The following is a 26,719-nucleotide window of genomic DNA, read 5'->3' as shown; positions in this document are numbered from 1 at the left end:
AGTGCGGTAGTGGGCCGACGGGGAGCCTCTTGCCGGGGCCTGGCGTGAGTGATCCCTGTGCGGAAGGTGGCGCGCACAGGGATCACTCCTCGGCCGCCGGGGTCGCCCATCACTCCGGCGGCGGCTGCTCAGCCGGTGGCCGTCACTCCTCGGCCGGCAGCGCGTCCGGGCAGGGTCGTCGGCCAGTGGGCCAGGGCCGCCGTCGCTCCGTACCACGCGGCGAGTCCGCCGAGCGCGGCGAACCAGCCGCCCGCCTTGGCGAGTCCGGCCGAATCGCCGAACTGACCTATGGCCAGCAGGACCAGGGCGACGAACATCAGCGCATAGGTCGCCCGCAGCAGCGGTGAGCCGCCCGTGGCACCCAGGGTGAGGCTGAGCGCGACGAGGGCGAACAGCAGCAGGAAGAGTCCGGCCGCGTTGGCCGAGACCTGGCTGTCCGCCGAAACGCCCCAGGTGAACCAGAAGGCACCCAGACCGGCGAAGGCCGTGCCGGTGAACGAGTCACGCTCACGGAACGCCAGCAGTCCGGCGATGAACAGGGCGAGGCCGCCGATGTAGGTGGCGACCGAGACGGCGTCCGCCGCCGTCACGCCGTCGATGACTTGGGTGTTGCCGACACCGAAGGCCAACAGGGTGAGGCCGAGGGCGAGATGGCCGAGGGTGGATGTGGTGCTTCCCGCAGAGACGTCGTTGTCCACGGCGGGCTCCCTTCAGATGCAGTCGTGCCGCGTGAGTTGGGGCCGCTTGGTTGCGGCCTGCGACCGATATATGCCCTTCACAAGGGCACAAACCACCTCTACGCGCGGGTAGATTTGTCGGTCGCCACACGGTGACGGCGTCATCTCACCTGGGGGAACCCGGAGTTACGGGATCACTATGACCGGGCGCTGGGCGCGGCGGGCGAGGCGGCCGGCGACCGAGCCGAAGATCCGGCCGACGATGCCGTGGGTCGACCCGACGACGATCGCGTCCGCCTCGTACTCCCGCCCCACTTCCTCAAGTTCGTGGCAGATGTCGCCGCCGCGCTCGACCAGGATCCAGGGGACCTCGGCCAGATACTCGGCGCAGGCCAGTTCGAGCCCGAGGACCTCGGTGCGGTGGTCCGGGACATCGACGAAGACAGGGGGTTCGCAGCCGGCCCATACGGTGGTGGGCAGCCGGTTGGCGACATGGACGATGATCAGTCCGGAGCCCGAGCGGTGAGCCATGCCGATCGCATACGCGAGGGCGCGCTCACTGGACATCGATCCGTCGAAACCGACGACGACGCCGTGCTTGAAGGCTGGATCGCAGGGGTGGCGTGATTCTTCCGCCGCCAGCGGGTCGGACGTCGGATCGACGACCTGCCGCTTGCGGTCCGCGGGTTCGAAGGATTCGTGACCGGCCATGGGTGTCTCGGCGAAGGGAGTCCTCTATGAGAGGGGCGGCTGTCCGGGATGAGGCTGTCAAGGAGTCGAGGCTGTGTCCGGGAATCATCTTCCCAACCCCATACCCCCAAGGGTACGGCGACACTCCTCTCCTGCCCAGAGCCGTCGCGTTCACTCAACGTTCCAGGGAGCATGCATGAGGGCACACCCGTGACGCAATGGTGCCTGCCACGTACAGCCGCTTTGCCGGGGTATGCGCCTCAGGGTTTGGTTGCTCAGTTGTGGGCAGGCGCCGTGTACCGAGAACGGGTGGGCAGCACGCCAGGTGCCGGGCGCCCCGGAAGTTCGCGTAACCAGGGACACAGAGCGCCCTCATTCGTACGCCCGCGCACTGACTGATTCCCGCGCACGCCCCCATACATTTTCAGCCAACTTGGCCAAGGCGCCGTCCCTTTGGTCCAATACCGCTCCACCCCCCGTCCCACCTGGGATGAAAGGACCAAGAGGCCCGTTGGCACCCTACGCGGACCGGCCACGCGCGAATCGCGCACTTCCCTGCACGGCCCCGGAGTGCAACGCTTCGTGATCGAATGCTTCACGCCAAGTTGTCATGTCGACAATGTGCGGGGTGCTCAAGTGGTCACCCCGACACCATGGGACACAGTAGATTCGATCATGACTGTCGTACGGCGGGGGACTCGTGCAGGACCGAGGGGAAATGTGCTGGAGCGACATGCCCAACGCGTTAGGGGCGCCGCGACCACCGAGGGGGGCTTAGCCGCATGAGCCACGACTCCACTGCCGCGCCCGAGGCCGGCACCCGGAAACTCTCCGGGCGCCGCCGCAGAGAGATAGTCGCGGTGCTGCTGTTCAGCGGCGGCCCGATCTTCGAGAGTTCCATCCCGCTGTCGGTGTTCGGCATCGACCGCCAGGACGCCGGCGTACCGCGCTACCGCCTCCTGGTGAGCGCGGGCGAGGACGGTCCGCTACGGACCACCGGCGGGCTCGAACTGACCGCGCCACACGGCCTGGAGGCGATCTCCCGGGCCGGCACCGTGGTCGTACCGGCCTGGCGTTCGATCACCGCGCCGCCCCCTGAGGAGGCGCTCGACGCACTGCGCCGCGCCCATGAGGAGGGCGCCCGGATCGTCGGGCTGTGCACCGGTGCGTTCGTCCTGGCCGCCGCGGGTCTCCTCGACGGCCGGCCCGCGACCACCCACTGGATGTACGCGCCGACCCTGGCCAAGCGGTATCCGTCCGTCCATGTCGATCCGCGCGAGCTGTTCGTCGACGACGGAGACGTCCTGACCTCGGCCGGTACGGCGGCGGGCATCGACCTGTGCCTGCACATCGTGCGGACCGACCACGGCAACGAGGCCGCCGGAGCACTCGCCCGCCGGCTCGTCGTACCGCCCCGGCGCAGTGGCGGCCAGGAGCGCTATCTCGACCGGTCGCTGCCGGAGGAGATCGGCGCCGACCCGCTCGCCGAGGTCGTCGCCTGGGCCCTGGAGCATCTGCACGAACAGTTCGACGTGGAGACCCTCGCGGCCCGCGCGTACATGAGCCGCCGTACGTTCGACCGCCGGTTCCGCTCGCTGACGGGCAGCGCCCCGCTCCAGTGGCTGATCACCCAGCGGGTCCTCCAGGCGCAGCGGCTCCTGGAGACGTCCGACTACTCGGTGGACGAGGTGGCGGGCCGCTGCGGCTTCCGCTCCCCCGTCGCGCTGCGCGGCCACTTCCGGCGCCAGCTCGGCTCGTCGCCCGCCGCGTACCGGGCCGCGTACCGGGCGCGCAGGCCGCAGAGCGAGAAGATCATCGATACGGGAGTACTCGGCGGCCCGGACAGCCCGGTCCCCGCCCAGACCCGGCGTACGGCGGCTGCCGACTCGCTCGGCCGATCCGCCGCGGTGCACGCGGACCCGGGCAAACACGGCGCCGACATGTACGCGGCAGGACTGTCCGGACGCCCGAGTCTGCCCGGCCAGCGGAGCGCGCCGTAGGGTAAGGCACATGAACGATCGCATGGTGTGGATCGACTGCGAGATGACAGGACTCTCGCTGGCGAATGACGCGCTCATCGAGGTGGCCGCACTGGTCACCGATTCCGAGCTGAACGTACTCGGCCACGGGGTGGACATCGTCGTCCGCCCGCCGGACGAGTCGCTGGAGACCATGCCCGAGGTGGTGCGGCAGATGCACACAGCCTCGGGCCTCCTGGAGGAGCTGGCGGGCGGTACGACGCTGGCCGACGCGGAGGCACAGGTCCTGGCGTACGTGCGTGAGCACGTCAAGGAACCGGGCAAGGCACCGCTCTGCGGAAACTCGGTGGGCACGGACCGGGGCTTCCTGGACCGGGACATGCCGGCCCTGGAGTCCTTCCTCCACTACCGCATCGTGGACGTCTCCTCGATCAAGGAGCTGGCCCGCCGCTGGTATCCGCGGGCCTACTTCAACAGTCCCGAGAAGAACGGCAACCATCGCGCCCTCGCCGACATCCGGGAGTCGATCGCCGAGCTGCGGTACTACCGCGAGGCGATCTTCGTACCCCAGCCGGGGCCGGACTCGGAAACGGCACGGAAGATCGCCGCGAAGCACGTCCTGCCCGTCGAATGAACGGGTGCCGCGCCTGACGGAAAAGGCGGGCGCGAGCACCCTCCGGGACCCTGTACACTTTTTCTCGGCCGGTAGGTGATCCCCACGGAGAATCCACCGGTCATGGTGGGTGTAGCTCAGCTGGTAGAGCACCTGGTTGTGGTCCAGGATGCCGCGGGTTCAAGTCCCGTCACTCACCCTGAATGATCAAGGCCCGACCTGCACAGACAGGTCGGGCCTTCGTCATACCCGCCGCTTTGGGAACATCATGGGAACCCACACTGCCGCAATGGCGTTCGTGGACGTTCGCCGACTGTTCGGCCGTCGCCCCGCCCGCTACTCTCCCTCCCCATGACCACGGAGCTTCCCGCCGGGTTGCGGCGCATAGATGGACATCCCGGGGTTCCGTTCGCCGCCGAGGTGTGGCGCGTAGTGGAGGGGATGGGGATTCCGGTCGCGCTCGTGGCCGAAGAGGGGGGTGTGATGCCGCCGCCCTTCGGGGTGACGATGGCGGTCGACGAGGACAACGTGATGATCACGTGGGCCGTTCCGCGCGAGGAGCGGCTGCCCGAGCAACTCCCGCCCCACCCTTCGGAGATCTCCCTGATCTCCCTCGATCCCTTTCCGGTCTACGACCACATCCCCGACCACATCCACGACGAGACGGACGACCACACCGAGGACCAAAGCGACCTTGACCTCGACACCGACACCGACACCGACACCGACACCGACGAGTGGCTCGCCGCTCTTCAGGCCGCCACCACTCTCACCACCACCCTCGCCGGGATCCTCGTCACCCTCGGGTACGCCGTGAGCGGGGTCTCGCTGCCCGACGACCCCTACCCCCCGAGCCTCGTCGTCGTGCCGAGTGAGGGCGTCTGACCGGACACCCGTCAGGACGACGCCCGTTCCACCAACTCCGTGGGCAGGACCACCTGCCGGCGCTCCCCCGGTTCCCCACGGTGGGTCGCGATCTCCTCCTGCAAGAGTTCGATCATCGCCCGGCCCATCCCCTCGATCGGCTGGCGCACACTCGTCAGGGGCGGGTCCATGTGCCGGGCTATGGCCGAGTCGTCGAAGCCGACCAGGGCCACGTCCTGCGGGGTGCGCCGGCCCCGCGCCCGCAGGGTCTGCCGGGCGCCCGCCGCCATCACGTCCGAGCCGGCGAACACGGCGTCCAGGTCGGGGTGCCGGTCGAGGAGTTCCGCCATCGCCCGAAGACCGCCCTCCTCCGTGAAGTCCCCCGCCGCGATCATGGTCTCGTCCACCGCACGGCCCGCCAGCCGCAGCGCCTCGCGGTAGCCGTCGACGCGGCGCTGCGCACCGTACACATCCATCCGGCCCGCGATCGTGGCGATGGACGTCCGGCCGCCCGCGATCAGATGCTCCACGGCGGACCGGGCGCCGCCGAAGTTGTCCGAGTCCACCGACGGCAGCGTCTCGTCGGCCGAACGGCGACCGCTGATCACCGTGGGGATCTCCAGTTGGGCCAGCAGATCGGGCAGCGGATCGTCCGCGTGCACCGAGACGAGCAGGACGCCGTCCACCCGGTGCGCTGCGAGGTACTGGGCGAGCCGCCTGCGCTCGCGGTCGCTGCCCGCGAAGATCAGGAGAAGTTGAAGTTCCGTCTCCGCCAGTTCCGCGCCGACCCCGCGCAGCATGTCCGAGAAGTACGGTTCCGCGAAGAACCGGGTCTCCGGCTCCGGGACGACGAGGGCGATCGCGTCGGTACGGTTCGCGGCCAGGGCGCGGGCCGCCGTATTCGGTACGTACCCCAGTTCCGCCACCGCCGCCTCGACGGCGAGCCGGGTCGCGTCGCTCACCCGCGGTGACCCGTTGATCACCCGGGACACCGTGCCGCGGCCCACACCGGCGCGGGCCGCCACCTCTTCCAGGGTCGGCCGTCCGCCACCCCGGCCCCGCACTCCATGGCCCGCCATTTTCGTCGCCCGCCTCCCGTCGACCGGCGCCCGACTCCGGCGCCCCCGCCCCCACCCGAACTGGAATGTAACAGCCGCCGCACGGCCGCCCCGCTGACCCTGGCGCCCGTAGCTAACAGCCCGATAACTGAACGCAACTCTCCGCGTCCCGTCCCTTGACACCCCCGCGCGGACCCGCGAACCTTCAACACATCACATGTGGGAGCGCTCCCACAGTACCTGACACATACACATCCCGCACGTTCCCCGCCCGAGCCGCAGCGAGAACCAACGGGCCCAGCAGAGCAGTTGGCCGGGGGGTCGGCACGTCAGGCAACAGGAGGACACACATGCGTACGAGTACCCGCGGGTCCCGTCGGCTGGCCGCTTTCGCGGTCGTGGCCGCGCTCACGACGGGGCTGCTCGCCGGGTGCGCCGACGACGCGAAGGACAGCTCGTCGAACGCATCGGACGGTGGCGGCAACAACGCCAAGGGCAAGATCACGCTCACGGTCGGCACCTTCGGTGTCTTCGGATACAAGCAGGCAGGGCTCTACGACGAGTACACGAAGCTGCACCCGAACATCACCATCAAGGAGAACGTCACCGAGCGGAACGACGTCTACTACCCCAAGCTGCTCACCCGCCTCCAGGCCGGCAGCGGGGCCGACGACATCCAGGCGATCGAAGTGGCCAACATCACCGAGGTCGTCCAGACGCAGGCCGCCAAGTTCGAGGACCTCGGCAAGGCGGACGGCGTCGACAAGTCGAAGTACCTGGCGTGGAAGTGGGACCAGGCGACGACGCAGGACGGCAAGACGATCGGCCTCGGCACCGACATCGGCCCGATGGCGCTGTGCTACCGCAAGGACCTCTTCGAGAAGGCCGGACTGCCCACCGACCGCGAGGAGTTGTCGAAGGCGTGGGCCGGTGACTGGAACAAGTACGTCGCCCTCGGTGAGCAGTACATGAAGAAGGCCCCGAGCGGGACGAAGTTCGTGGACTCGGCGTCCAGCGTGTACAACGCGGTGTTCGCCGGGGCGACCGAGCGCTACTACGACAAGAGCGGCGAGCCCACCTACGAGCAGAGCGCGGGCCGCAAGCTGGCCTGGGACACCGCGATGAAGGTCGCCACGAGCGACATGTCGGCGAAGCTCAAGCAGTTCGAGAAGCCGTGGGACCAGGGGTACGCGAACGGCAAGTTCGCGACCGTCTCCTGCCCGGCGTGGATGCTCGGCTACATCCAGGAGAAGTCCGGCGACAGCGGCAAGGGCAAGTGGGACGTGGCCGCTCCGCCGACCGCGGGTAACTGGGGCGGCGCGTTCATCGGCGTCCCGTCGGCCGGCAAGAACAAGGCGGAGGCGATCAAGCTCGCCACCTGGCTGACCGCGCCCGAACAGCAGGCGAAGGTCTTCGCGAAGCAGGCCAGCTTCCCGTCGACCCCGGGTGCGTACGCGGGTCTGAAGGTGGCCCCTGCGACGGACGAGTACTTCGACAAGGCTCCGATCGCGGCCATCTTCGGTGACGCGGCGAAGAACATCCCGTCCGCGGTCTACGGTGTCAAGGACCAGCAGATCGGTACCGCCATCGCCGACATCGGCATCCTCCAGGTCGAGCAGCAGGGCAAGTCGCCGACCCAGGGCTGGGACGCCGCGGTCAAGGAGATCAAGGACGTACTGGGGCAGTGACGTCGATGTCCGATACCTCCACCGAGAACGCCGAGACCGCGTCCCCCGTCAAGGGGGGCGCGGCCCCGGCCGCGTCCGGCGGCCCGCGCAGGCCGCCGTCCACCTGGCGCAGCCGGCTCTACCGCTGGGACCTGAAGGCGAGTCCGTACGCGTACATCGCGCCGTTCTTCCTCTTCTTCGGGGCCTTCGGGCTCTTCCCGCTGCTGTACACGGGCTGGTCGTCGCTCCACAAGGTGCAGCTCGCCGATCTGAACAGCCGTACCTGGGTGGGTCTGGACAACTACACCAACCTCCTCCAGAGCGACTTCTTCTGGAACGCGCTGAAGAACACGTTCACCATCGGGGTCATCTCGACGGTGCCGCAGCTTCTGATGGCGCTGGGGCTCGCGCATCTGCTCAACTACAAGCTGCGCGGCTCGACGTTCTGGCGGGTCGCGATGCTCGCGCCGTACGCCACATCGGTGGCCGCCGCGACGCTGGTGTTCACCCTGCTGTTCGCCTGGGACGGCGGCATGATCAACTGGCTGCTCGACTTCGTCGGTATCGACCCGGTCAACTGGCGTGAGTCGCAGTGGGGTTCGCAGTTCGCGGTCTCCTCGATCGTGATCTGGCGCTGGACCGGCTACAACACCCTGATCTACCTCGCCGCGATGCAGGCCGTCCCGCACGACCTGTACGAGTCGGCGGCGCTCGACGGTGCCTCGCGCTGGCAGCAGTTCCGGCATGTGACGGTCCCGATGCTGCGGCCGACGATCCTGTTCACGGTCGTCGTCTCGACCATCGGCGCGACCCAACTCTTCGGTGAGCCCCTGCTGTTCGGCGGCGCGTCCGGCTCCAAGGGCGGCGCCGACCACCAGTTCCAGACGCTCGGTCTCTACATGTACGACCAGGGCTGGATGATCGGCAACCTCGGCAAGGCGTCCGCGATCGCCTGGTCGATGTTCGTGATCCTGCTGCTCATCGCCGCGGTCAACATGCTGATCGCCCGACGACTGAGGAAGAACGGATGACCGCGACGACCCCCACCGGTCCGGCGTCGGCAGGCGGCGCCGCTCCCGCCGGCGACACCCTGACCGCAGAGGCCCCGGCCACCCTCGCGCCACAACCGGTCGGCAAGCGCGGCCGGCGGCGCCCCCTGGCCCGGCGGGCGGGCGGCCAACTGCACGCCGGTCCGCTCACGTACGCGGTACTGACCGTGTTCGTGCTGGTGTCGCTGTTCCCGCTGGTGTGGACGACGATCGCCGCGTCCCGTACGGACACCCGGCTCGCGAAGACTCCGCCGCCGCTCTGGTTCGGCGGGAATCTCTTCACCAACCTGGAGACGGCCTGGACCCAGGCGGGTCTTGGCAAGGCGATGTTCAACACGACCATCGTCGCCGGGAGCATCACCATCGGTACGGTGCTGTTCTCGACGCTCGCCGGATTCGCCTTCGCCAAGCTGAAGTTCAGGTTCAGTGGCGCGCTGCTGATGCTGACGATCGGCACGATGATGATCCCGCCGCAGCTCGGTGTCGTACCGCTGTATCTGTGGATGGCGGACCTCCAGTGGTCCAATCAGCTCCAGGCGGTGATCCTGCCGACGTTCGTGACGGCGTTCGGTGTGTTCTTCATGCGGCAGTACCTCGTGCAGGCGCTGCCCGGTGAACTCATCGAGGCGGCCCGGGTGGACGGCGCGAGCAGTCTGCGGATCGTGTGGCACGTGGTGTTCCCCGCAGCCCGTCCGGCGATGGCCGTGCTCGGGCTGCTGACCTTCGTGTTCGCCTGGAACGACTTCCTCTGGCCGATCATCGCCCTGAACCAGCAGAACCCGACCGTGCAGGTCGCCCTCAACCAGCTCGGTACGGGCTATATCCCCGACCAGGCCGTGATCATGGCGGGCGCGCTGCTCGGCACGCTGCCCCTGCTGCTCGCCTTCATCCTGTTCGGCAAGCAGATCGTCGGCGGCATCATGCAGGGCGCCGTCAAGGGCTGAGCCGGCCGCGGCGTCCCCCCAACTCCCCCTTTCCGTACGCCCTTTCATGGGAGCGCTTCCATGCCTGAGTCCGTGACCGAATCCGCGACCGATACCGCGAGCCATTCCGCGACCGATACCGCCACCGATACCGCCACCGAACCCTCGACCGGTTCCGCGTCCGTGCCGTTCCCGCCGGGCTTCGTCTGGGGCGCCGCCACCTCCGCGTACCAGATCGAGGGCGCGGTACGTGAGGACGGGCGCACCCCGTCCATCTGGGACACCTTCAGTCATACGCCGGGGAAGGTGGCCGGGGGTGACACGGGTGACATGGCGGTGGACCACTATCACCGCTACCGCGACGACGTCGCGCTGATGGCGGATCTCGGTCTCACCTCGTACCGCTTCTCGGTGTCGTGGTCCCGGGTGCAGCCGACCGGGCGCGGGCCCGCCGTGCAGCGCGGGCTCGACTTCTACCGGCGGCTGGTGGACGAGCTGCTCGCGCGCGGCGTGAAGCCCGCGGTGACCCTCTACCACTGGGATCTGCCGCAGGACCTGGAGGACGCGGGCGGCTGGCCGGCGCGCGAGACGGCGTACCGATTCGCCGAGTACGCGCAGATCGTCGGCGACGCGCTCGGCGACCGGGTCGACCAGTGGATCACCCTCAACGAGCCCTGGTGCAGCGCCTTCCTGGGCTACGGCTCCGGGGTGCACGCCCCCGGCCGTACCGACCCGGTGGCCGCGCTGCGGGCCGCCCACCATCTCAACCTGGCGCACGGCCTGGGCACTTCGGCGCTGCGCGGGGTACTGCCGTCCCGCGCCTCGGTCGCGGTGAGCCTCAACTCCTGCCCGGTCAGGACCGTTTCCGAGGACCCGGCGGATCTGGACGCGGTGCGCCGGATCGACCATCTCGCCAACGGTGTCTTCCACGGCCCGATGCTGCACGGCGCCTACCCGGACGGCCTGTTCGCGGACACGGCCCGGCTGACCGACTGGGCGTATGTCCAGGACGGCGACCTCGCGGTGATCCACCAGCCGCTGGACGCGCTCGGCCTGAACTACTACACGCCGACGCTGGTCGCCGCCGCCCGATCCGACGGCACCTCACCGGGCACCCGCGCGGACGGGCACGGCGCGAGCGACCACTCGCCGTGGCCGGCCGCCGACGACGTGACGTTCCTTCAGACCCCGGGCGAGCGCACCGAGATGGGCTGGACCATCGACCCCTCGGGCCTGCGCGACCTGATCCTGCGCTACAGCCGCGAGGCACCAGGGCTGCCGCTGTACATCACCGAGAACGGCGCGGCCTACGACGACAAGCCGGACGCCGAAGGACGCGTCCACGACCCGGAGCGCATCGCCTATCTCCACGCGCACCTGTCCGCCGTCCACGAGGCGATCGACGAGGGCGCCGATGTCCGCGGCTACTACCTGTGGTCCCTGATGGACAACTTCGAGTGGGCGTACGGCTACGAGAAACGGTTCGGCGCGGTGTACGTGGACTACGCGACGCAGACCCGTACACCGAAGTCGAGTGCGCGCTGGTACGCGCGGGCGGCACGCACCGGGGGCCTGCCGCCCGTGCCCGGCACCGGACGGTAGCCCGGGGTCGGGATCCAGGTTCTGGGATCCGAGTTCTGGGATCCGGGGGGCGGAGGCGCCCCGGCCGCGTGGGGGAAGGTCGGCCGGGGCGCGTCCTGGGGGGTGGTGGCTTCGGGCTACTTGTAGGCGGCGAACGCCTTCGTGAAGGCGAGCGGCTGCTGGTCGATGGAGGAGCAGGTGGCCTGCGCGGAGTTGACCGGACCGCCGGGGCACGCCTTGTCCCGTGTGGACGACCACATGGAGAGCCGGCCCAGGCCCTTGCTCCGGGCGAACGTCACCAGTTGGTCGGCGTCTTCGACCTTGAAGACCTCGACGGCGACATCGTTGACGCCGATCATCGGGGTCACCGCGATCTTCTGCCAGGCGGCCCTGTCGGAGAGTCCGAGCACACTCTTGATCTGCGCCTGGGTCGCCGTGGCCGCCTGCTCGGCATAGGTGCCCATGTCACCGCTGTACGCCGGGCCGTAGTCCATCGCCATGATGTTCACGGCCGAGATGTCGACGCCGTTCTTCTTGGCGTCCGCGACCAGGTCGACGCCCGGCTGGGTCAGGCCCTCGGGCATCACGGGCAGCGTGAACGACACGTCAAGTCCCGGGTGCGCCTTCTGGAGCTGTGCGATGGCCTGCGCGCGACGGGTGTTGGCGGCGGTGTCGGGCAGCGCGGCACCCTCGATGTCGAAGTCGACCTTGGTCAGCTCGAACTGGTCGACGACCTTGCCGTACGCGGCGGCCAGCGAGGCCGTGTCCGAGCAGGCGAGGCCCAGTTCGGAGCCGGACGCGCCGCCGAAGGAGACCCGGACATCACCGCCCTTGACCCGCAGGTCCCCGATCTGCGCGGCCACCGCGTCCGCCCCGAGGTCGGTGACCCCGCCCCACTTCGGGGTGCAGCCGCCGCCGGAGGTGATGAAGGCGAGCGTGAACTCCTTGACGCCCGTCTTGTCGACGGTGTCGAAGAGGTTGTAGGCGGGGTAGAGCGAGGTGTCGACGTAGGGGGCGAACTTGGCGCCGGTCGTCGTGCCGCCACCCGGGTCGCTCGCGGTCGGGGTGGGCGTCGGCTTCGGGGTCGGACTCCCCGTGGGCGTCGGGGTCGGGGTCGGACTCCCCGTGGGCGTCGGGGTCGGGGTCGGTGTGGAATCGGTCGGGCGGCCGGTGGGCTCGGGTGTCGCGCCGTCGTCCACGGAACAGGTCGCGCCGTTGATCCGGCACCCGGTCGGGTCCTGGTCGCCGGTGACGACGAAGCCGACTGTGGTGGACTTGCCGGCCGCGAGTTCCTTGTCCCAGGACGCGGGCTTCACGGTGACGTGCTGGTCCTTGACCGTGGAGTTCGCGTTCCACAGGGAGCTGAGCCGGGCGCCGGACGGCAGGTCGAACTCCAGTGTCCAGTCGCTCTGCGCACCGCCGGTGGAGTTGGTGACAACGTACTGAGCGGTGTAACCGCCCTGCCACGCACTGGTCTTGGTGTACGCGGCGCCGACGGCCGCTGCCTGCGCGGTCCCGGTGAGGAAGAAGGCCCCGCCGCCCACGACGGCTGCCGCGACCACACCGCCTATCGCCTTGTTCCGCCCGCTGACTCTGCGCCGGTGCGTGGTACTCATCGCCTGCCTGCCTTACCTGGAACCGGGGGGTGACGGCAGAACGTTAGGGCCCAACTACGCGGCTGCGGTGGCTCTTAGGGCTGCGTTAAGGGAGGGATGGGGGGCGATTAAAGATCGGGGGCGAATCAGCCGACGCCCGCCCTCTTCCGTCGCCGTATCCCCCGGTGCCCGCGCCGCCCCGCGTCCCCGCCGGGGGCGAGCTGGATCCAGATCCGGACCTCCGTACCGCCGAGTACCGAGTGCCCGATCCGTACGTCGCCCCCGGTGGATTCGGCGAGGCGGCGCACGATGTCGAGCCCGAGCCCGGTCGACCCGTCGGCACCCGACCCGCGCCCCCGCGCCATCGCCGCCGCCGGGTCCGTGATGCCGGGTCCCGCGTCGGACACCAGCACGATCACGGCGTCGTCACCGTTGTGCACATCGACCGCGAACGCGGTGCCCTCGGCGGTGTGCCGGAACACATTGCCGAGCAACGCGTCGAGCGCGGCGACGAGTTCGGGCCGCGCCACCGGAATCCGTACCGGCCGGTCGACCCCGGCGACCCGTACCTTGCGGCCCTCGTCCTCGGCGAGCGCGGACCAGAAGCCCATCCGCTCCCTGATCACCTCGGCGGCGTCGCACCCGGCGCCGGGCCCGGCGGCGGCGGTCTGCGGCTTGGCGTCCCGCGCGGTACGGATGATGGTGTCGACCTCGCGTTCGAGCTGGGCGACGGCGGCGCGGGTCTGGTCGGCGGCCGGCCCGTCCCCGAGCGAGGCGGCGTTGAGCCGGAGCACGGTCAGCGGAGTGCGCAACCGGTGCGACAGATCGGCCGCCAACTCCCGCTCATTGGCGAGGAGTTGGACGACCTGATCGGCCATGGAATTGAAGGCGACGGCGGCCAGGCGCAGTTCCTTGGGTCCCTCTTCGGGCACCCGCGCGCCGAGTTTGCCCTCGCCGAGGTCGTGCGCGGCGCCGACGAGCCGCTGCGCGGGCTGGACCATCCGTCCGCCGAGCCGGTCGGCGACGGCCACGGACCCGATGACGAGCGCGATCCCGACGCCGGCGAGGACCAGCCAGGCGGTCGTGACGCCGCCCGCGACCTCGGCATCGGGCACGAACACCTCGATGACGGCGATCTCGCCGGAGCTGATCGCGGTCGGCTGAAGCAGCGCCGAGCCGCCCGGCACCTCGGAGATGGAGGCCCGGCCGATCGTGCGGGTGGTGGCGATGTCCTTGTCGGTGGCCCGCTGACGGCCGATGTCGATCCGGTCGGCGCCGCCGGACGCCGGAATGTGCAGGGCCATCCGTCCGTCGGAGCCGGACTCGGTGGAGACGACGGCACCGGTGAGCTGGTCCCGGTCGGTGGTGATGGACAGCGCGGGCCCGATCGTGGCGGCCTGCCGTTCGGCGTCGGAGATGGCACGGTCGCGTGCCATCTGCTTGACGACCAGGCCCAGCGGTACCGCGAAGGCGACCACGACCATGGTGGTGACCGCGAGGCACACCTTCACGAGCGCCCATCTCATCGCGGCGACTCCCGCTCCGTGTCGGTCATCGCGTCGACTCCCGCTCCCTGTCGGTCATCGCGGCGGTTCCAGTTTCACTCCGACCCCGCGCAGCGTGTGCAGATACCGGGGCCGCGCCGCCGTCTCGCCCAACTTCCTTCGCAGCCAGGACAGATGAACGTCGATGGTCTGGTCGTCGCCGTACGACTGCTGCCACACCTCGGCGAGCAGTTCCCTGCGCGGTACGACGACACCGGGCCGCCCGGCGAGGAAGGTGAGCAGGTCGAACTCGCGGCGGGTCAGGTCGAGCGTCACCCCGTCGAGTTCGGCCTGCCGGCGCAGCGGGTCGATGGAGAGCCCGCCGACCTGGATGACCCGGCTGGGCGGCGCCTCACCGGAGTTGGCCCGGGACCGCCGGAGCACGGCGGCCATCCGCGCGGACAGATGCTCGACGGAGAATGGTTTCGTCAGGTAGTCGTCGGCGCCGTCGTTGAGCAGCCGGACCACCTCGGTCTCGTCGTCGCGCGCCGTGGCGATGATCACCGGGACATCGGTGATGCCGCGCAGCATCTTCAGCGCCTCCGACCCGTCGAGGTCGGGCAGCCCCAGATCCAGGATGACCAAGTCGAAGGGGAAATGGGCGACTTCGCGCAACGCCTCCAGGGCGGTGCCGACGCTCCGTACGGTGTGGGACGCCTCGGTGAGATGCCGGATGAGGGCCGAGCGTACGAACTGGTCGTCCTCGACGACGAGCACACGTGCCATGGGCGGCACCGTACGCCATGCGCAGGACACAAGTGGGCCGGGTGGGGCAGGATGGCCCGACGATGCGCAGAGGACTCGTACACGTACTGGCCTGGTCGCTCGCCACGGGCGCGGCGGTCACGCTGTCGTGGTGGGGTGTCCACACGGTGATGGCGGGTACCGCCTACGATCCGCCGCGCGCCCTGCCGATCACGGGCGCGCTCGGCCAGGACTCGGAGCCGCTGTCGTCCTCGACCCGGCGGGCCGACGAGTCGCCGTCGCCGTCCGCGTCGCCGTCACGTGCGAAGCCGAGCCCGGACGGGGCACCGTCGAAGAAGGCCCCGAGCGGTACGCCGTCGTCGTCCGCCCGTACGACTCCGGCGGCCCCGACCCCACCGGCTCCGGCGCCTTCGGACCGGGTGAAGAGCTATACGACGGACGGTGGGCGGGCCGCTTTCGAGCTGGGGGACAGTGCGGCGACGCTGGTGTCGGCGACCCCGGCGGCGGGCTGGTCGATGCAGGTGTGGACGGAGTCGACATGGATCCGGGTGGAGTTCTCGTCGGGCGCGGACCGTGTGTCGGTGTTCTGCACCTGGCACGACCATCCGCCGCGCGTCGACATCAACACGTACTGATGCACGTCCCGTTCAGTGTTCAGCGGAAGACGGACGCCGGTGGGCGCGGTGAGGCGATGGCGGCGGCGTCCATGACGGGCACCGCGCCACCCGTGAACGCCCGGAGCGCGGGCCCGTGTTCGACGCGGCCGGGGTGCGGGTCGGACGCGGCCCTGCGGGTGAGTTCGGCGAGCGGCAGCGGACGGTCCGACGCGATGAGCACGGCGTTGCCGAACCGTTTGCCGCGCAGGACGGTCGGATCGGCGATGAGGGCGAGTTCCGGGAACACGGCGGCGGCGGTGGCGATCTGGCCGCGCAGATGGGCGAGCGGCGGGCCGTCGGCGAGGTTGGCCGCGTAGCAGCCGCCGGGCGCGAGGACTCTGCGGACCTCGGTGAGGAATTCGGTGCTGGTGAGGTGTGCGGGGGTGCGGGCGCCGCTGAACACATCGGCGATGATCAGGTCGGCCCAGCCGTCGGCCAGCTTGGCGAGCGCGGCACGGGCGTCGGCGGTCCGTACCTTGATCCGGGCGTTCGGGTCCAACGGCAGCTCACGACGGACCAGTTGGACGAGGGCCGCGTCCCGTTCGACTATCTGCTGGGTGGACCTCGGGCGCGTCGCGGCGGTGTACCGGGCGAGGGTGAAGCCACCCCCGCCGAGGTGTACGGCCCGGACGGGGGCGCGCGGCGGGGCAACGAGATCGACCACGTGCCCGAGCCGGCGCTGGTACTCGAAGTCGAGGTAGGTGGGGTCGTCCAGGTCGACATGGGACTGCGGAGCCCCGTCCACGAGCAACGTCCAGGCACGCGGCCGGTCGGGATCAGGAATCAGCTCGGCGACCCCACCGTCGACATCTTCGACGAGGGTCACAGCGGCCTGCTTGCTCCGTGAACGTGCCATCGCCCCATTATCGACGCGATGCCTGGTGCGCGCCCCGCAGGGGTACGCGCCCCGAAGGGGCGCGGGGAACTGCGCGCCCAGCCACGACGGCGCAGCAGACGACCACCCGCTCAGCGACAGCTGTCGGCCGCCTCGATCAGCCGGGCCGCCTGCCCCAGCGCCGCCCGCAGCACAGCGGGATCGGTCACCAGATCAACCTCACCCGGCGCCAACAGCCACCCAGTCCCGTCAACCGGCGGAGCCACCCCGCGCACGAGAGTCCGGGTGCAGGCACTGCCCGGGAGATCCCAGCGGGCAGCCGTGCCGGGCGGCACCAGGAAGCCGAGGGTGTCGCAGCCGCCGTCGTGCAGGACGGGGCCCACGGAGTCACCGGCGGCGCGGCGCAGGATGTCGACGGCCTCCAATCCCTGCCGGGTGGGCACGGTGACCAGGTCGCACTCATCGGTCGGTCGGTGCTGCGCCGTCGACAACGGCGTACAAGCCGCGCTGGCCTTCATGCCGGACTCCAACACGGAACCCCTCCTCGGTCGAGTCGGTCGCGTCGCTCGTGATGTCGCTACCGGGAACGCAAGGCTCCCTGTCCGCATGGTTCAACGCGCGACGGCGTCAACAGCAACGGCGGCGCACCGCCGCAAAGGATGGCAGTTCATGGCAGATCGCGGGTGAGATATCCGGTTTGTAGCTAAACCCTGTGTGGTGGTGCCGTCACAGCGGGTACGTTCGTGCCCCGCCGGAACGGGCAGGGGACACGGCGCGGCGGGCCCGAGGGTCCGCGTCCTCGACGCCCCGCGGAGTCCGGTCACCATGCGCACGAGAGGCCCGGCCATGGCGTCGTCACCGATGACATCGTCATCCCCGTCCCAGGAACCCCCGTACCAGAAACCTCAAGAACCCCAGGAAGTCCAGAAATCCCAGGAATCCCAGCAGCCGCCGGAGCCGCAGGAGTCCCGCCCCGCCACTCCGGTCACGCCCAACCTCGCGTTCCGGCAGGCGCGTGGCGGGCGCTCCCCTGGCGAGTTCGCCGCGGCGGTGCGGCGGGCCGCGCGGGAGATCGGGGAGCGGGTGAGTTGCGACGCCCGGTACATCGGGCGGGTCGAGGCCGGCGAGATCCGCTGTCCCAACTACGCGTACGAGCGGGTGTTCCTGCATATGTTCCCCGGCCGCACGCTGGCCGACCTGGGCTTCGCGCCGCGCTCGGCGGTACGCGGCCGGGCGGCCCGTACCGCACCGTCCTCGGAGCCGGAACCGTCCCACAGGTCCCCGGCGTCCCAGGAATACCAGGAGTCCCAAGTGCCCCTGGAGTCACATGAGTTGGACACGTCCCACGAGATCGAGCAGTACGAGAGAGACGAGGAGAGCGACGTGCAGCGTCGCGCATTCATGACCGGCGGCACGGCCACCATGGCGAGCGCCTCCCTGGCCCCCTTCGCGGCGGCGCCGTCCGCCGTGGCCGCGGCCGGGCCCATGGCAGGGCTCGCGGACCGCCCGCACCACAAGGCCGGTGAGGCGGAGGCGAACGCCGTCGAGGAGGCGGTACGCCGGATCCGGCTGCTGGACGACCGGCACGGCGCGGATGGTCTGTACCGGCGGGCCGCGGCGCCGCTGCGCACCGCGTTCGCCCTGCTCGACGCGGGCACATCGCGGCAGGCGACGGCCGACCGGCTCCAGGCGGGCGCCGGTGAACTGGCCATCTCCGTCGGCTGGTTGGCGCACGATTCGGGCCGGTTCGACGATGCCCGCTCGCACTACGCGGAGGCGCTGGCGACGGCCCGGATGTCCGGGGACGCGGCCCTGGAGGCGCACGCGTTCTGCAACACGGCGTTCCTCGCGCGCGACGCGGGGCGTCCCCGGGAGGCGGTGCGGGCGGCGCAGGCCGCGCAGCGGGCGGCACGGCAGCTCGGTTCGCCGCGTTTGCTGTCGCTGCTCGCGCTGCGCGAGGCGGGGGGCTGGGCGGGGCTCGGCGACCGGTCGGGCTGTGACCGGTCGATCGTCCGGGCGCAGTCCCTGTTCGACTGCGGTCCGTCGGACGCCGACCCGGAGTGGATGACGTTCTACGGCGAGGCCGAGTTGGAGGGCCTGGAGGCGCAGTGCTGGTCGGCGCTCGGCGACTGGCAGCGCGCGGCCCGGCACGCCCGCCGTGCCGCCGCGCTCCAGGACCGGCACTTCACCCGGAACATCGCCCTGTACACCGCCGAACTGGCCGACGACCTGGCCCGCGCGGGCCACCCGGACGAGGCGGCGGCGGCCGGTACGCAGGTGATCGGGCTGCTGGACGAGGTCCAGTCCTCACGCATCCAGTCGATGCTCGCGACGACGGCCCGGGTCCTGCTCCCCCACCGCCGAGCGAACGGCGTGGCAACTTTCCTGGACCGCCATGCGGGGCTGCGGCGCGGGGCCTGACCGGTATCGGGCACCGGGGGCTGTCACCGCTGCGCGGGCAGGAGCGACCCTGGCGGGTCGGGGGCGCGAGCCGTTCGGCACCGCCGGGCTGCACCGTCGCGCTGCGCGCCGCTGCGGCGGAAGAGAAATGACCCTCGCGGGTCAAGGCGGATGGGAACGACCCACGCGGGTCGAGGCGGATGGGAACGACCCTGCCGGGGCAGGGGGCGCGAGTGGTTCGACACCGCCGGGCTGCACCGTCGCGGCTGCCCGCCGCTGCGGCGGAGAAGAAATGACCCTCGCGGGTCGACGCGGGTGGGAGTGACCCTGCCGGGTCAAGGCGGGTGGGAGTGACCCTGGCGGGTCGGGGGTGCTAGCCGTTCGGCACCGCCGGGCTGCACCCTCGCGGCTGAGCACCGCTGCGGCGGGAAAAAAGACCCTCGCGGGTCGACGCGACGCGGGTGGGAGTGACCCTGCCGGGTCGGGGGGTACCGGCCCCATCCCGCCCCGCCCCCTCACCCGTAAATCCCCGGAGGGGACTGGTGGCCTGTGTCGTTCCAGGTTTCTATTGCCGGGGCTCCGTATGCCCAGCCCAGGATCGACAGAGATGTCGGGTTGAGGCGGATTCGGGCTGCGAAGGTCAGGTCGAGGTCGAGCCAGCGGGCGCCTATGGAGCGCAGCATGTGGCCGTGTGCGAAGACCAGGACGTCGCGGTCGGCCGAGCGTGCCCAGGCGACGACCTCGTCCGCGCGGGCGGTCATCTGCTCCAGGGTCTCGCCGCCGGGCACCCCGTCCCGCCAGATCAGCCAGCCGGGCCGGACGGCCTGGATCTCGTCGGGTGTCATGCCCTCGTACGTGCCGTAGTCCCACTCCATGAGGGTGTCCCAGGGCGTCGCGCGGTCGCCGAACCCGGCCAGTTCGCAGGTCTCCCGCGCGCGGGACAGCGGGCTGGTGCGCACCTCGACTCCGGGCAGCCCGTCGTACGGCGGCCGGTGCAGGCGCTCGCCGAGGAGCTTGGCGCCCTGCCTGCCTTCCTCCAGGAGCGGCACATCGGTCCTGCCCGTGTGTTTCCCGGCCAGCGACCACTGCGTCTGTCCGTGTCGGGCCAGCAGGATGCGGGGTGCCATGGAGGGCCTTTCCGGGAGGGGGCGCGAGTCGTCTGTTCCGGACGGAAACTGCCCGCTTCCTCCATCATCGCGCACCCCTGCGACACGCAACCCACCGGGCGATCTCTGCGTCTTGCAACACCGGGGGCGCCCCCTTACGGCGTTCACATACGCCTTAAAGTGGGCGATCGGCCTTCGGCCGACGTACGGGGGGAAGGAGATCATCGGAATGCCGCAGAACGACGCGCCGGACACCGGCGCGGCGCGGAGGCACCGGCTCCGCTGGTGGACGGAACTGCCACTGATCGTGCTGGTGTACGGCGCCTACTCGGCGGGCCGTCTCCTCGCGCGCGGGGATGTGTCGACGGCGGTCGACCACGGTCTGGCGATTCTGCGCGCGGAGCAGTGGCTGTATCTCAACGCGGAACATCCGCTGAACCGGCTCTTCACCGCCCACGCCTGGCTCGGCGTACCCGCCGACTTCTGGTACGCCTCGCTGCACTACCTCGTCACACCGGCGCTCCTGATCTGGCTGTTCCGCTCCCGCGCCGTGCACTACCGGGTGGCCAGGACCTGGCTCCTGGTGTCCACGTTCATCGGTCTGATCGGCTTCACGCTGCTGCCGACCTGCCCGCCGCGACTGCTCGCACCCGGGCACGGTTTCGTCGACACGATGGCCCAGTACAGCGCGTACGGCTGGTGGGGCGGTGACGCGAGCGCGCCGCGCGGTATGGGCGGCATGACCAACCAGTACGCGGCGATGCCGAGCCTGCACGTGGGGTGGGCGCTGTGGTGCGGGGTGATCCTGTGGCGGCACGGCCGCACCCGTACCGCGAAGGTCGCCGCCGTCGCGTATCCGCTGCTCACCACGGTCGTGGTGATGGGCACCGCGAACCACTACTTCCTCGACGCGGTCGCCGGGGCGGTCGTCATGGGCGTCGGTTTCCTGCTGGTCCGTCCGGCTCTGCGGCTCGCGGACACGGCGCGCGCGTGGGTGGGCGAGCGGGCGTTCGTACGTGACCGGTTCGCGCCGGTGGCCGCGCGGACGGAAGGGGCGACCGTGGCCGCGTCGGGCGGGAGTTCCCCGATTGTCGGTGGCGGGTGCCAGACTTCGACGGGTGAGCGAATCCCCCGACAGCGCAAGCAGCGTGACGAGCCGAGTACCACCCCCGCCGACGCGGACGACGGCACTCCGGCACCGGCTCGCTGAGCTGCGCGGACCCGCCGTACCGCCGCAGGCCCTCGACGCCAGGTCGCTGGCCGCGCTCGCCGCGAATCCGGGGTGCAATCGGCGCGCGCTCCTCGACGGCGCGGGGGTGAACAAGGCGGTGCTCGCGGGCGCGCTCGGGGTGCCGTCCGGTTTCGGCCAGTCCCAGTTCGCGTTCGTGCGGGGCAACGCGTTCGAGGCGCGGGTCAAGAGCGACGGCGGCGCGGAACTGCTGCGCCTTGCGCACGAGCGGCTCGACCGGGGCGCGCCGGCGCCCGTACCGGGTGAGGCGCGGGTTCCGGACCTCACGGCCGCCGGTCCCGAGGGGCGCGCGGCGCGTACGGCGCTGGCGCTGCGGGAGGCGTCCGAGGCGGCGGGCGACGGGGTCTGGACGCTGCTCGACCATCCGATGCTGGCGCTGGACGTGGCGGGCACGCCCGCGTTCCTGGAGCCGGACGCGGTGGTGGTGCACCCCGACGGCCGGTGGACGGTCGTGGAGATCAAGTCGTTCCCGATGATCGACGGTTCGGCGGAGCCCGCGAAGGTCGGCGCGGCGGCCCGGCAGGCGGCGGTGTACGTACTGGCCCTGGAGGAGGTCGCCGCGCGGACGGAGCCGTCGGCCGGGGTCGGACCCGCTCAGATCGGGCAGGCGCGGGACGGACTGGCTCGGGTCGGGCAGGCTCGGGTCGGGCATCGGGTCCTGCTGGTCTGCCCGAAGGACTTCTCCAACCTGCCGACGGCCGCCGCCGTGGACATCCGTAAGCAACTGTCCGTGACCCGGCGCCAGTTGACCCGGCTCACCCGGATCGAGGACATCGCGGACGCGCTGCCCGACGGGACGACGTTCGCCGTCGAACAGCCGCCCGAGGAGCTGCGCACGGCGGTCGAGTCGGTCCCGGCGACGTACGCCCCGGAGTGTCTGTCCGCCTGTGAACTGGCCTTCCACTGCCGTGCCCGCGCGCGTGCGGGCGGCGCGGTGACCACCCTGGGGCGTGCGGTCCGGGGCGAGTTGGGCGGTCTCACGACGGTCGACGCGGTGCTGTCGGCGGCGCACGGCGAGACGGGCGACCCCGACGACCCGGCGGTGGTGGCACTGCGGCGCGCCGCGAGCCTGCGCGCCGAAGTCCTGGGGGCATCCCTGTGTCACTGATCCAGCACCTGGCCCGCCTGGAGGCCGTCCAGTCAGGGCGAGCGCAGCAGACGGCCACCGTCCGGCACCGGCATCTCTCCGAGCGCCCCCTCGTCCTGGTGCCGCTCACCACCGCGGGCGAGTCGGGCGCCCCGCTCGGCGCCCTGGTCGGGACGGAACGCACCGCGCCCCGCGTCCTGTTCGTCCCCCAGCCCCGCGACCGCGACCTGCGCTTCGCGTTCCTCGCGGACCTCGCCGGTTCGGTCCTCCCGTACATCGAGGCGTACGCCGACTCCGTGGAGGCCGCCGAGCGGACCGAGACCGACCCGGAGACCGGCAAGCGCGTCAAGGTCGAGGTCGAACTGTGCGCGGACGCACCCCAGTTGATCGTGCCGAGCCGCGCGGGCGTCGACTTCGTGCGGCTCCTGGGCCGCTCGATGCGGTTCCGCCGCACCGCCGAGCAGGACCCCGAGACGCCGTATCCCGCTCCCCCGCGCGTGCCGCTGCTCGGCCGGTGGCTGACGCACTTCGGTGAGCGTGCCCGGGTGCCGGGCTCCTCGCTGCTGCTCGCCATGACCGACCTGCTGTCCCGGCACTGGGCGACCGGTCAGTCCGCTCTGGAGGACCAGCATCTGGGCGCGCTGCTCGCGTGGCTGGCGGCGCCCGACGGCACATCGGGCGCGGCGGCGGCCCTGCGGGCGGAGCTGGCGCGGGACACGGACGGGCAGTTGCTCTGTCCGCCGGCCGGCCCGGCGACGGACCCGGCGTTCGACAACCGTCTGCTCGCCCCGGCCATCGAGCGGTACGACCGGGCGCGGGTCGCGTTCGCGGCGGCCGAGGACGGTATCGAGGCCGACGACCGGCTCGGCGAGGTCACCGAGGCCGAGCACGCGATCCGCGCGCTGATCGAGAGCCGCACCCGGCCCACCTGGGACGCCGTGTGGCGCGGCCTGGACCTCCTGTTCACGCTGCCGGAGGGCGGGCACGCGGCGGACCGGTGGACGCGGGACCGCTGGTCCTTCACGGGTCACCGCGACCGGGTCCTCGCGGGCGAGCCGCCGCAGCCGCGCCGCGACGACGCGGTGACCGCGGCGAACAAACTGGCCGCGCGCGAGCGGGAACAGGCCCGACTCGACGCCCAGGAGGCCCTGGACGACCCGCTGGTGATGGCCGGACGGCGGCTGGCCGGTGAGGCGTTCGCGGGCGAGGTCATCGAGTCCGTGATGGCGTACAGCGAGGGCAAGCGGCCGAGCCCGCGCCCCCTGGTCACGGTCCGTACGGACGACCGACCGCATCTCGGCGCCCGCACGAAGGTGTACCGCTCACTGGGCGGCAAGCCGCAGTCGGCGGAGTTCGTGGAGTACGTGGAGTACGTGGAGTCCTTGGAGTACGCGGAATCGGACCACGGGAAGTCGGGCGCCGGGGACGGAAGTCGCACGGTGGTCCTGCGGATCCTGGACAAGATGGGCCGGGGCAAGGAGCCCGAGCCGGGTTCGGTGCCGGAGAAGGGCGACCAGGTGTGCTGGACGCTGTTCGAGCACGACCAGCGCGGCGGCCCCAAGCTGCCGGAGCCGGAGGAGACACCGTGGACCCATGGCGGTCCCCCGGGTGAGCGGGCCGAACAGGCCGACCCGGTGACCGGAGAGGACGTCCTGTGACCCCCACCGACGTGTCCCCGGGCGCGGCGGACGCGCGGGTTCCCGACCCGGGCACGGCCGCGACCCGCGCCACCGACGCGATCCTGCGCGACACCCTGCACGGCGAGGCCCGGGGCGTCGTGGTGGACTCGCCGCCCGGCGCCGGGAAGTCGACCCTGGTGGTCCGGGCCGCGCTCGAACTGGCGTCGGCGGGGCGCCCGTTGATGGTGGTCGCGCAGACCAACGCCCAGGTGGACGACCTGGTCCTGCGGCTCGCCGAGAAGGCCCCCGACCTGCCGGTGGGCCGACTGCACAGCAGCGACCCGGACGCGTACGACAAGGCACTCGACGGACTCCCGCAGGTCCGCAAGTCCACGAAGGCCGGGGACCTCGCGGGCCTTGACGTGGTCATCTCGACGTCCGCGAAGTGGGCGCATGTGAAGGACGTCGAGCCCTGGCGGCACGCGATCGTGGACGAGGCGTACCAGATGCGGTCGGACGGGCTCCTCGCCGTGGCGGGGCTGTTCGAGCGGGCGCTGTTCGTGGGCGACCCGGGCCAGTTGGACCCGTTCGCGATCGTCGGCGCCGAGCAGTGGGCCGGGTTGTCGTACGACCCGTCGGCGAGCGCCGTGTCGACGCTGCTCGCGCACAATCCCGAACTGCCGCAGCACCGGCTCCCGGTGTCCTGGCGGCTGCCCGCGTCGGCGGCGCCACTCGTCTCGGCCGCCTTCTACCCGTACACGCCGTTCCGCAGCGGTACGGGGCATGGGGACCGGCGGCTGAACTTCGGTGTGGCGTCGGACGGTTCGGGTCCCGACCGGGTCATCGACGAGGCGGCGGAGTCCGGTTGGGGCCTGCTCGAACTGCCCGCCCGGCACACCCCGCGTACGGATCCCGAGGCGGTACGGGCGGTGGCCCGGGTGGTCCGCAGGCTGCTCGACCGGGGCGGGTTCACCGTCTCGGAGCGTGGCCCCGATCCGGCGCCGCTGACCGCCGACCGGATCGCGGTCGGCACGGCCCACCGTGACCAGGCGGCGGCGGTACGGGTGGCGCTCGCCGACCTGGGGGTCACGGACGTGACGGTCGACACGGCGAACCGGCTCCAGGGCCGGGAGTACGACGTGACGGTGGTCCTGCACCCGCTGTCGGGCCGCCCGGACGCGACGGCCTTCCACCTGGAAACCGGCCGCCTCTGCGTCCTGGCGTCCCGCCACCGCCACGCCTGCGTGGTCGTGACCCGCGCCGGCATCCCGGATCTCCTGGACGACCACCCGTCCACAGACCCGGTACAACTCGGCGTCACCCTGAAGTTCCCGGATGGCTGGGAGGCGAACCATGCGGTGCTGTCACATCTGTCGGAGCACCGGGTGACGTGGCGGCCGTGAGTTCCGGCGGCTGACCCGCCCTGACGCCGGACGGAGTCCGGCACCGCGATGACCATGTGGGAGCTGAGGCGGCTGCGGAACCGGCACGGGATCACCGTGCGCGGGGCGCTGCGGCGCTGAACGGGACGCGCCCCTTTTTTCTCGTACGGATCACCTGGTGGTCGCCGTCCCGTGGCCGGTCTTGCGGGCCGAGGGACAATGGGAGGCGGCGCACCGGCCCAGGACGTACGAGGAGGACCCATCATGACGGAGCCCGAGCGGCCCCGTACCGAGCGGCGACCGCGTCCCGCGCCGCTGCTCTTCGAGCCGGCCGAGGCCGCCGCGGACCCGGAGCACTTCTTCGACCTGGAGTCGATCGAGGACCCCCGCCAGTTGCTGACGCGGGCGACGGAGCTGACGCACGCGTTCCGCGCGGCGACGGACCGGTCGATGGAGTTCCAGGCCATCGCCGCCGCCCAACTCGCCGACCCCCGCCGCTTCGACCGCCTGACCCCCGCCGCCATCGCGGAACACGCGGAGTGGACGGAGGACTACGCGAAGAAGATGGTCGAGTTCGGCCAGGACCTGCTTCGGGGGGGCGCGGAAGAGTCCTGACCTGGGCGAACCGAACGACCCTCGGTACCGTCTCTCCCGCTGACGCACCCACGAGTGAGGTGCGCCGACCGTACGGGGGACCCCATGAAGACGTATCGCGCCGCCCTGACCATCGGAGGCGCTGTCGCCGTGCTCGTCGGGGCCGTCGGATGCACCTCCGGCGATGGGGACGCCAAGGCGGAGGGCGCGTCGCCCTCCACCAAGACGCTGACCTGTGACGCCTCCGGGTTCGCCTGGAGCGGGACCCGGCGCGAGATCAGGCTGACCGGGACCAGCGACCTGCTCCACTACTCCGGCAAGGGCGAACTGGTCGCCGTCGTCAAGGACGGCGACCAGCACTACGCGCCGAACGTGAGCGGCACGTCCGCCCGGCTCAGCGCCGCCCAGGTGATCAAGGCACTCGGGACGCACCTCAAGACCGCTCAACCCCTTGCCGGACCCGGCGAGATGGCGGTCACCGATACGCAGAACGCGTTCCACGACGACACCGGGCAGCGACGCGGCGCGTACTACGCCTGGAACTCCGTCACCGTGGTCACCGCCGACTTCACCCACCCCTGTGCCGTCGGCAACGGCCACGTGGTGACCTGGGAGACCACTGGCACCGGACTGCTGTCCTGCGCCAACCGGGTCACCTGGACGGCGGGCGACGAGAAGGACCAGGCGACTGCGCGGGTCATCCACGAGGCGGCCGTGAAGGTGTGCCCGGAGGGGAGCGGCGCGACCCGTGCGCCGCGTGAGGCGGTCTGAGCCGTCGCGGCGGGTCCGACCGGTCGCGGGCCGGACTCCGATAGCCCCCGAAAGATCTTTTGGCATATGCCAAGG

General features: G+C 71.1%; 24 protein-coding genes and 1 tRNA gene. 16 read left to right on the top strand and 9 right to left on the bottom strand.

What is annotated here, in order from left to right; translation table 11 throughout:
• Nucleotides 1-128: 128 nt before the first annotated feature.
• Both ACFVT5_RS04695 and ACFVT5_RS04690 read right to left on the bottom strand, forming a co-directional pair.
• The gene (locus ACFVT5_RS04695; protein ID WP_389881402.1) at nucleotides 129-698 is read right to left on the bottom strand and encodes an acetate uptake transporter; all 570 of its coding nucleotides are present in this window, start codon (nucleotides 696-698) and stop codon (nucleotides 129-131) included.
• Between the two features lie 165 nt (nucleotides 699-863).
• A complete protein-coding gene (locus ACFVT5_RS04690; RefSeq protein WP_389881400.1) occupies nucleotides 864-1,388 on the bottom strand; it encodes a universal stress protein in 525 nt (174 codons plus the stop codon).
• Between the two features lie 761 nt (nucleotides 1,389-2,149).
• Between ACFVT5_RS04690 and ACFVT5_RS04685 the strand changes: the two genes are divergently transcribed.
• The 4 genes from ACFVT5_RS04685 (at nucleotide 2,150) to ACFVT5_RS04670 (ending at nucleotide 4,844) form a co-directional block, all read left to right on the top strand.
• A complete protein-coding gene (locus ACFVT5_RS04685) occupies nucleotides 2,150-3,367 on the top strand; it encodes a helix-turn-helix domain-containing protein (RefSeq protein ID WP_389881399.1) in 1,218 nt (405 codons plus the stop codon).
• A 10-nt stretch (nucleotides 3,368-3,377) separates the two neighbouring features.
• On the top strand, nucleotides 3,378-3,980 hold the full coding sequence (gene orn / locus ACFVT5_RS04680) for an oligoribonuclease (protein WP_389881397.1): 603 nt from the start codon (nucleotides 3,378-3,380) through the stop codon (nucleotides 3,978-3,980).
• Between the two features lie 105 nt (nucleotides 3,981-4,085).
• Nucleotides 4,086-4,158, top strand: a tRNA-His gene (locus ACFVT5_RS04675).
• Nucleotides 4,159-4,310: 152 nt separating this feature from the next.
• Nucleotides 4,311-4,844, top strand: a complete 534-nt coding sequence (locus ACFVT5_RS04670) for a hypothetical protein (RefSeq protein ID WP_389881395.1) — start codon at nucleotides 4,311-4,313, stop codon at nucleotides 4,842-4,844.
• A gap of 11 nt (nucleotides 4,845-4,855) precedes the next feature.
• Here the strand turns inward: ACFVT5_RS04670 and ACFVT5_RS04665 are convergent, their stop codons facing one another.
• Nucleotides 4,856-5,902 carry a LacI family DNA-binding transcriptional regulator gene (locus ACFVT5_RS04665; RefSeq protein ID WP_389881393.1) on the bottom strand — a complete coding sequence of 349 codons (1,047 nt, stop codon included), beginning with the start codon at nucleotides 5,900-5,902 and terminating at the stop codon, nucleotides 4,856-4,858.
• 329 nt (nucleotides 5,903-6,231) lie between these two features.
• On the opposite strand from ACFVT5_RS04665, the gene ACFVT5_RS04660 reads away from it, so the two are divergent.
• Genes ACFVT5_RS04660 through ACFVT5_RS04645 form a run of 4 tightly spaced genes read left to right on the top strand, consistent with a single transcriptional unit; the run spans nucleotide 6,232 to nucleotide 11,122 of the window.
• Nucleotides 6,232-7,569, top strand: a complete 1,338-nt coding sequence (locus tag ACFVT5_RS04660; RefSeq protein WP_389881391.1) for an ABC transporter substrate-binding protein — start codon at nucleotides 6,232-6,234, stop codon at nucleotides 7,567-7,569.
• A 5-nt stretch (nucleotides 7,570-7,574) separates the two neighbouring features.
• A complete protein-coding gene (locus ACFVT5_RS04655; protein ID WP_389881389.1) occupies nucleotides 7,575-8,579 on the top strand; it encodes a carbohydrate ABC transporter permease in 1,005 nt (334 codons plus the stop codon).
• On the top strand, nucleotides 8,576-9,541 hold the full coding sequence (locus ACFVT5_RS04650; protein ID WP_389881387.1) for a carbohydrate ABC transporter permease: 966 nt from the start codon (nucleotides 8,576-8,578) through the stop codon (nucleotides 9,539-9,541). Before ACFVT5_RS04655 ends, ACFVT5_RS04650 begins: the two co-directional genes overlap by 4 nt.
• Nucleotides 9,542-9,601: 60 nt before the next feature.
• Nucleotides 9,602-11,122 carry a glycoside hydrolase family 1 protein gene (locus ACFVT5_RS04645; protein WP_389881385.1) on the top strand — a complete coding sequence of 507 codons (1,521 nt, stop codon included), beginning with the start codon at nucleotides 9,602-9,604 and terminating at the stop codon, nucleotides 11,120-11,122.
• A gap of 116 nt (nucleotides 11,123-11,238) precedes the next feature.
• On the opposite strand, the gene ACFVT5_RS04640 is transcribed toward ACFVT5_RS04645, so the two are convergent.
• From ACFVT5_RS04640 to ACFVT5_RS04630, 3 genes are all read right to left on the bottom strand, one after another.
• Nucleotides 11,239-12,717: a cellulose binding domain-containing protein gene (locus ACFVT5_RS04640; RefSeq protein ID WP_389881383.1), complete on the bottom strand. Its 1,479-nt coding sequence runs from the start codon at nucleotides 12,715-12,717 to the stop codon at nucleotides 11,239-11,241.
• A gap of 125 nt (nucleotides 12,718-12,842) precedes the next feature.
• Entirely contained in the window at nucleotides 12,843-14,222 is a 1,380-nt protein-coding gene (locus tag ACFVT5_RS04635) for a sensor histidine kinase (protein ID WP_389881381.1), read from the bottom strand.
• Nucleotides 14,223-14,276: 54 nt separating this feature from the next.
• Entirely contained in the window at nucleotides 14,277-14,966 is a 690-nt protein-coding gene (locus tag ACFVT5_RS04630; protein ID WP_389881379.1) for a response regulator transcription factor, read from the bottom strand.
• 62 nt (nucleotides 14,967-15,028) lie between these two features.
• Between ACFVT5_RS04630 and ACFVT5_RS04625 the strand changes: the two genes are divergently transcribed.
• Entirely contained in the window at nucleotides 15,029-15,580 is a 552-nt protein-coding gene (locus ACFVT5_RS04625) for a hypothetical protein (RefSeq protein ID WP_389881377.1), read from the top strand.
• Between the two features lie 19 nt (nucleotides 15,581-15,599).
• Here the strand turns inward: ACFVT5_RS04625 and ACFVT5_RS04620 are convergent, their stop codons facing one another.
• Together ACFVT5_RS04620 and ACFVT5_RS04615 are read right to left on the bottom strand one after the other, a co-directional pair.
• Complete coding sequence (locus tag ACFVT5_RS04620) at nucleotides 15,600-16,457, bottom strand: spermidine synthase (protein WP_389881375.1); 858 nt, start codon at nucleotides 16,455-16,457, stop codon at nucleotides 15,600-15,602.
• A 110-nt stretch (nucleotides 16,458-16,567) separates the two neighbouring features.
• Nucleotides 16,568-16,954 carry a hypothetical protein gene (locus ACFVT5_RS04615; protein WP_389882064.1) on the bottom strand — a complete coding sequence of 129 codons (387 nt, stop codon included), beginning with the start codon at nucleotides 16,952-16,954 and terminating at the stop codon, nucleotides 16,568-16,570.
• A 343-nt stretch (nucleotides 16,955-17,297) separates the two neighbouring features.
• On the opposite strand from ACFVT5_RS04615, the gene ACFVT5_RS04610 reads away from it, so the two are divergent.
• A complete protein-coding gene (locus ACFVT5_RS04610) occupies nucleotides 17,298-18,857 on the top strand; it encodes a hypothetical protein (protein WP_389881373.1) in 1,560 nt (519 codons plus the stop codon).
• A gap of 494 nt (nucleotides 18,858-19,351) precedes the next feature.
• Here ACFVT5_RS04610 and ACFVT5_RS04605 read toward each other — a convergent pair whose 3' ends face one another.
• The gene (locus ACFVT5_RS04605) at nucleotides 19,352-19,963 is read right to left on the bottom strand and encodes a histidine phosphatase family protein (RefSeq protein ID WP_389881371.1); all 612 of its coding nucleotides are present in this window, start codon (nucleotides 19,961-19,963) and stop codon (nucleotides 19,352-19,354) included.
• Nucleotides 19,964-20,171: 208 nt separating this feature from the next.
• Here ACFVT5_RS04605 and ACFVT5_RS04600 point away from each other — a divergent pair, with 208 nt between their 5' ends.
• From ACFVT5_RS04600 to ACFVT5_RS04575, 6 genes are all read left to right on the top strand, one after another.
• Nucleotides 20,172-21,152, top strand: coding sequence for a phosphatase PAP2 family protein (locus tag ACFVT5_RS04600; protein WP_389881369.1), 981 nt, complete (start codon nucleotides 20,172-20,174; stop codon nucleotides 21,150-21,152).
• Nucleotides 21,091-22,299 (top strand): hypothetical protein, encoded by a 1,209-nt coding sequence (locus ACFVT5_RS04595; protein ID WP_389881367.1) that lies wholly within the window; start codon nucleotides 21,091-21,093, stop codon nucleotides 22,297-22,299. Before ACFVT5_RS04600 ends, ACFVT5_RS04595 begins: the two co-directional genes overlap by 62 nt.
• Nucleotides 22,290-23,936, top strand: coding sequence for a hypothetical protein (locus tag ACFVT5_RS04590; protein WP_389881365.1), 1,647 nt, complete (start codon nucleotides 22,290-22,292; stop codon nucleotides 23,934-23,936). The genes ACFVT5_RS04595 and ACFVT5_RS04590 overlap by 10 nt, the downstream gene beginning before the upstream one ends.
• Nucleotides 23,933-25,300 (top strand): AAA family ATPase, encoded by a 1,368-nt coding sequence (locus ACFVT5_RS04585; protein ID WP_389881363.1) that lies wholly within the window; start codon nucleotides 23,933-23,935, stop codon nucleotides 25,298-25,300. Before ACFVT5_RS04590 ends, ACFVT5_RS04585 begins: the two co-directional genes overlap by 4 nt.
• A 243-nt stretch (nucleotides 25,301-25,543) precedes the next feature.
• Nucleotides 25,544-25,894 carry a hypothetical protein gene (locus ACFVT5_RS04580; protein WP_389881361.1) on the top strand — a complete coding sequence of 117 codons (351 nt, stop codon included), beginning with the start codon at nucleotides 25,544-25,546 and terminating at the stop codon, nucleotides 25,892-25,894.
• A gap of 84 nt (nucleotides 25,895-25,978) precedes the next feature.
• Nucleotides 25,979-26,644 carry a hypothetical protein gene (locus ACFVT5_RS04575; RefSeq protein WP_389881359.1) on the top strand — a complete coding sequence of 222 codons (666 nt, stop codon included), beginning with the start codon at nucleotides 25,979-25,981 and terminating at the stop codon, nucleotides 26,642-26,644.
• The last annotated feature ends 75 nt before the right edge of the window (nucleotides 26,645-26,719 follow it).

The organism is Streptomyces sp. NPDC058001, assembly GCF_042886315.1.
GTDB lineage: Bacteria > Actinomycetota > Actinomycetes > Streptomycetales > Streptomycetaceae > Streptomyces.
Note: the sequence above shows the minus strand (reverse complement) of the source record. Positions and strands in the feature narration are given on the sequence as shown.

Coding starts and splice junctions, on each gene's coding strand:
- ACFVT5_RS04690 (WP_389881400.1), bottom strand. CDS start 1,388: ATGGCCGGTCACGAATCCTTCGAACCCGCGGACCGCAAGCGGCAGGTC.
- ACFVT5_RS04685 (WP_389881399.1), top strand. CDS start 2,150: ATGAGCCACGACTCCACTGCCGCGCCCGAGGCCGGCACCCGGAAACTC.
- orn (WP_389881397.1), top strand. CDS start 3,378: ATGAACGATCGCATGGTGTGGATCGACTGCGAGATGACAGGACTCTCG.
- ACFVT5_RS04670 (WP_389881395.1), top strand. CDS start 4,311: ATGACCACGGAGCTTCCCGCCGGGTTGCGGCGCATAGATGGACATCCC.
- ACFVT5_RS04665 (WP_389881393.1), bottom strand. CDS start 5,902: ATGGCGGGCCATGGAGTGCGGGGCCGGGGTGGCGGACGGCCGACCCTG.
- ACFVT5_RS04660 (WP_389881391.1), top strand. CDS start 6,232: ATGCGTACGAGTACCCGCGGGTCCCGTCGGCTGGCCGCTTTCGCGGTC.
- ACFVT5_RS04655 (WP_389881389.1), top strand. CDS start 7,575: ATGTCCGATACCTCCACCGAGAACGCCGAGACCGCGTCCCCCGTCAAG.
- ACFVT5_RS04650 (WP_389881387.1), top strand. CDS start 8,576: ATGACCGCGACGACCCCCACCGGTCCGGCGTCGGCAGGCGGCGCCGCT.
- ACFVT5_RS04645 (WP_389881385.1), top strand. CDS start 9,602: ATGCCTGAGTCCGTGACCGAATCCGCGACCGATACCGCGAGCCATTCC.
- ACFVT5_RS04640 (WP_389881383.1), bottom strand. CDS start 12,717: ATGAGTACCACGCACCGGCGCAGAGTCAGCGGGCGGAACAAGGCGATA.
- ACFVT5_RS04635 (WP_389881381.1), bottom strand. CDS start 14,222: ATGAGATGGGCGCTCGTGAAGGTGTGCCTCGCGGTCACCACCATGGTC.
- ACFVT5_RS04630 (WP_389881379.1), bottom strand. CDS start 14,966: ATGGCACGTGTGCTCGTCGTCGAGGACGACCAGTTCGTACGCTCGGCC.
- ACFVT5_RS04625 (WP_389881377.1), top strand. CDS start 15,029: ATGCGCAGAGGACTCGTACACGTACTGGCCTGGTCGCTCGCCACGGGC.
- ACFVT5_RS04620 (WP_389881375.1), bottom strand. CDS start 16,457: ATGGCACGTTCACGGAGCAAGCAGGCCGCTGTGACCCTCGTCGAAGAT.
- ACFVT5_RS04615 (WP_389882064.1), bottom strand. CDS start 16,954: ATGAAGGCCAGCGCGGCTTGTACGCCGTTGTCGACGGCGCAGCACCGA.
- ACFVT5_RS04610 (WP_389881373.1), top strand. CDS start 17,298: ATGACATCGTCATCCCCGTCCCAGGAACCCCCGTACCAGAAACCTCAA.
- ACFVT5_RS04605 (WP_389881371.1), bottom strand. CDS start 19,963: ATGGCACCCCGCATCCTGCTGGCCCGACACGGACAGACGCAGTGGTCG.
- ACFVT5_RS04600 (WP_389881369.1), top strand. CDS start 20,172: ATGCCGCAGAACGACGCGCCGGACACCGGCGCGGCGCGGAGGCACCGG.
- ACFVT5_RS04580 (WP_389881361.1), top strand. CDS start 25,544: ATGACGGAGCCCGAGCGGCCCCGTACCGAGCGGCGACCGCGTCCCGCG.
- ACFVT5_RS04575 (WP_389881359.1), top strand. CDS start 25,979: ATGAAGACGTATCGCGCCGCCCTGACCATCGGAGGCGCTGTCGCCGTG.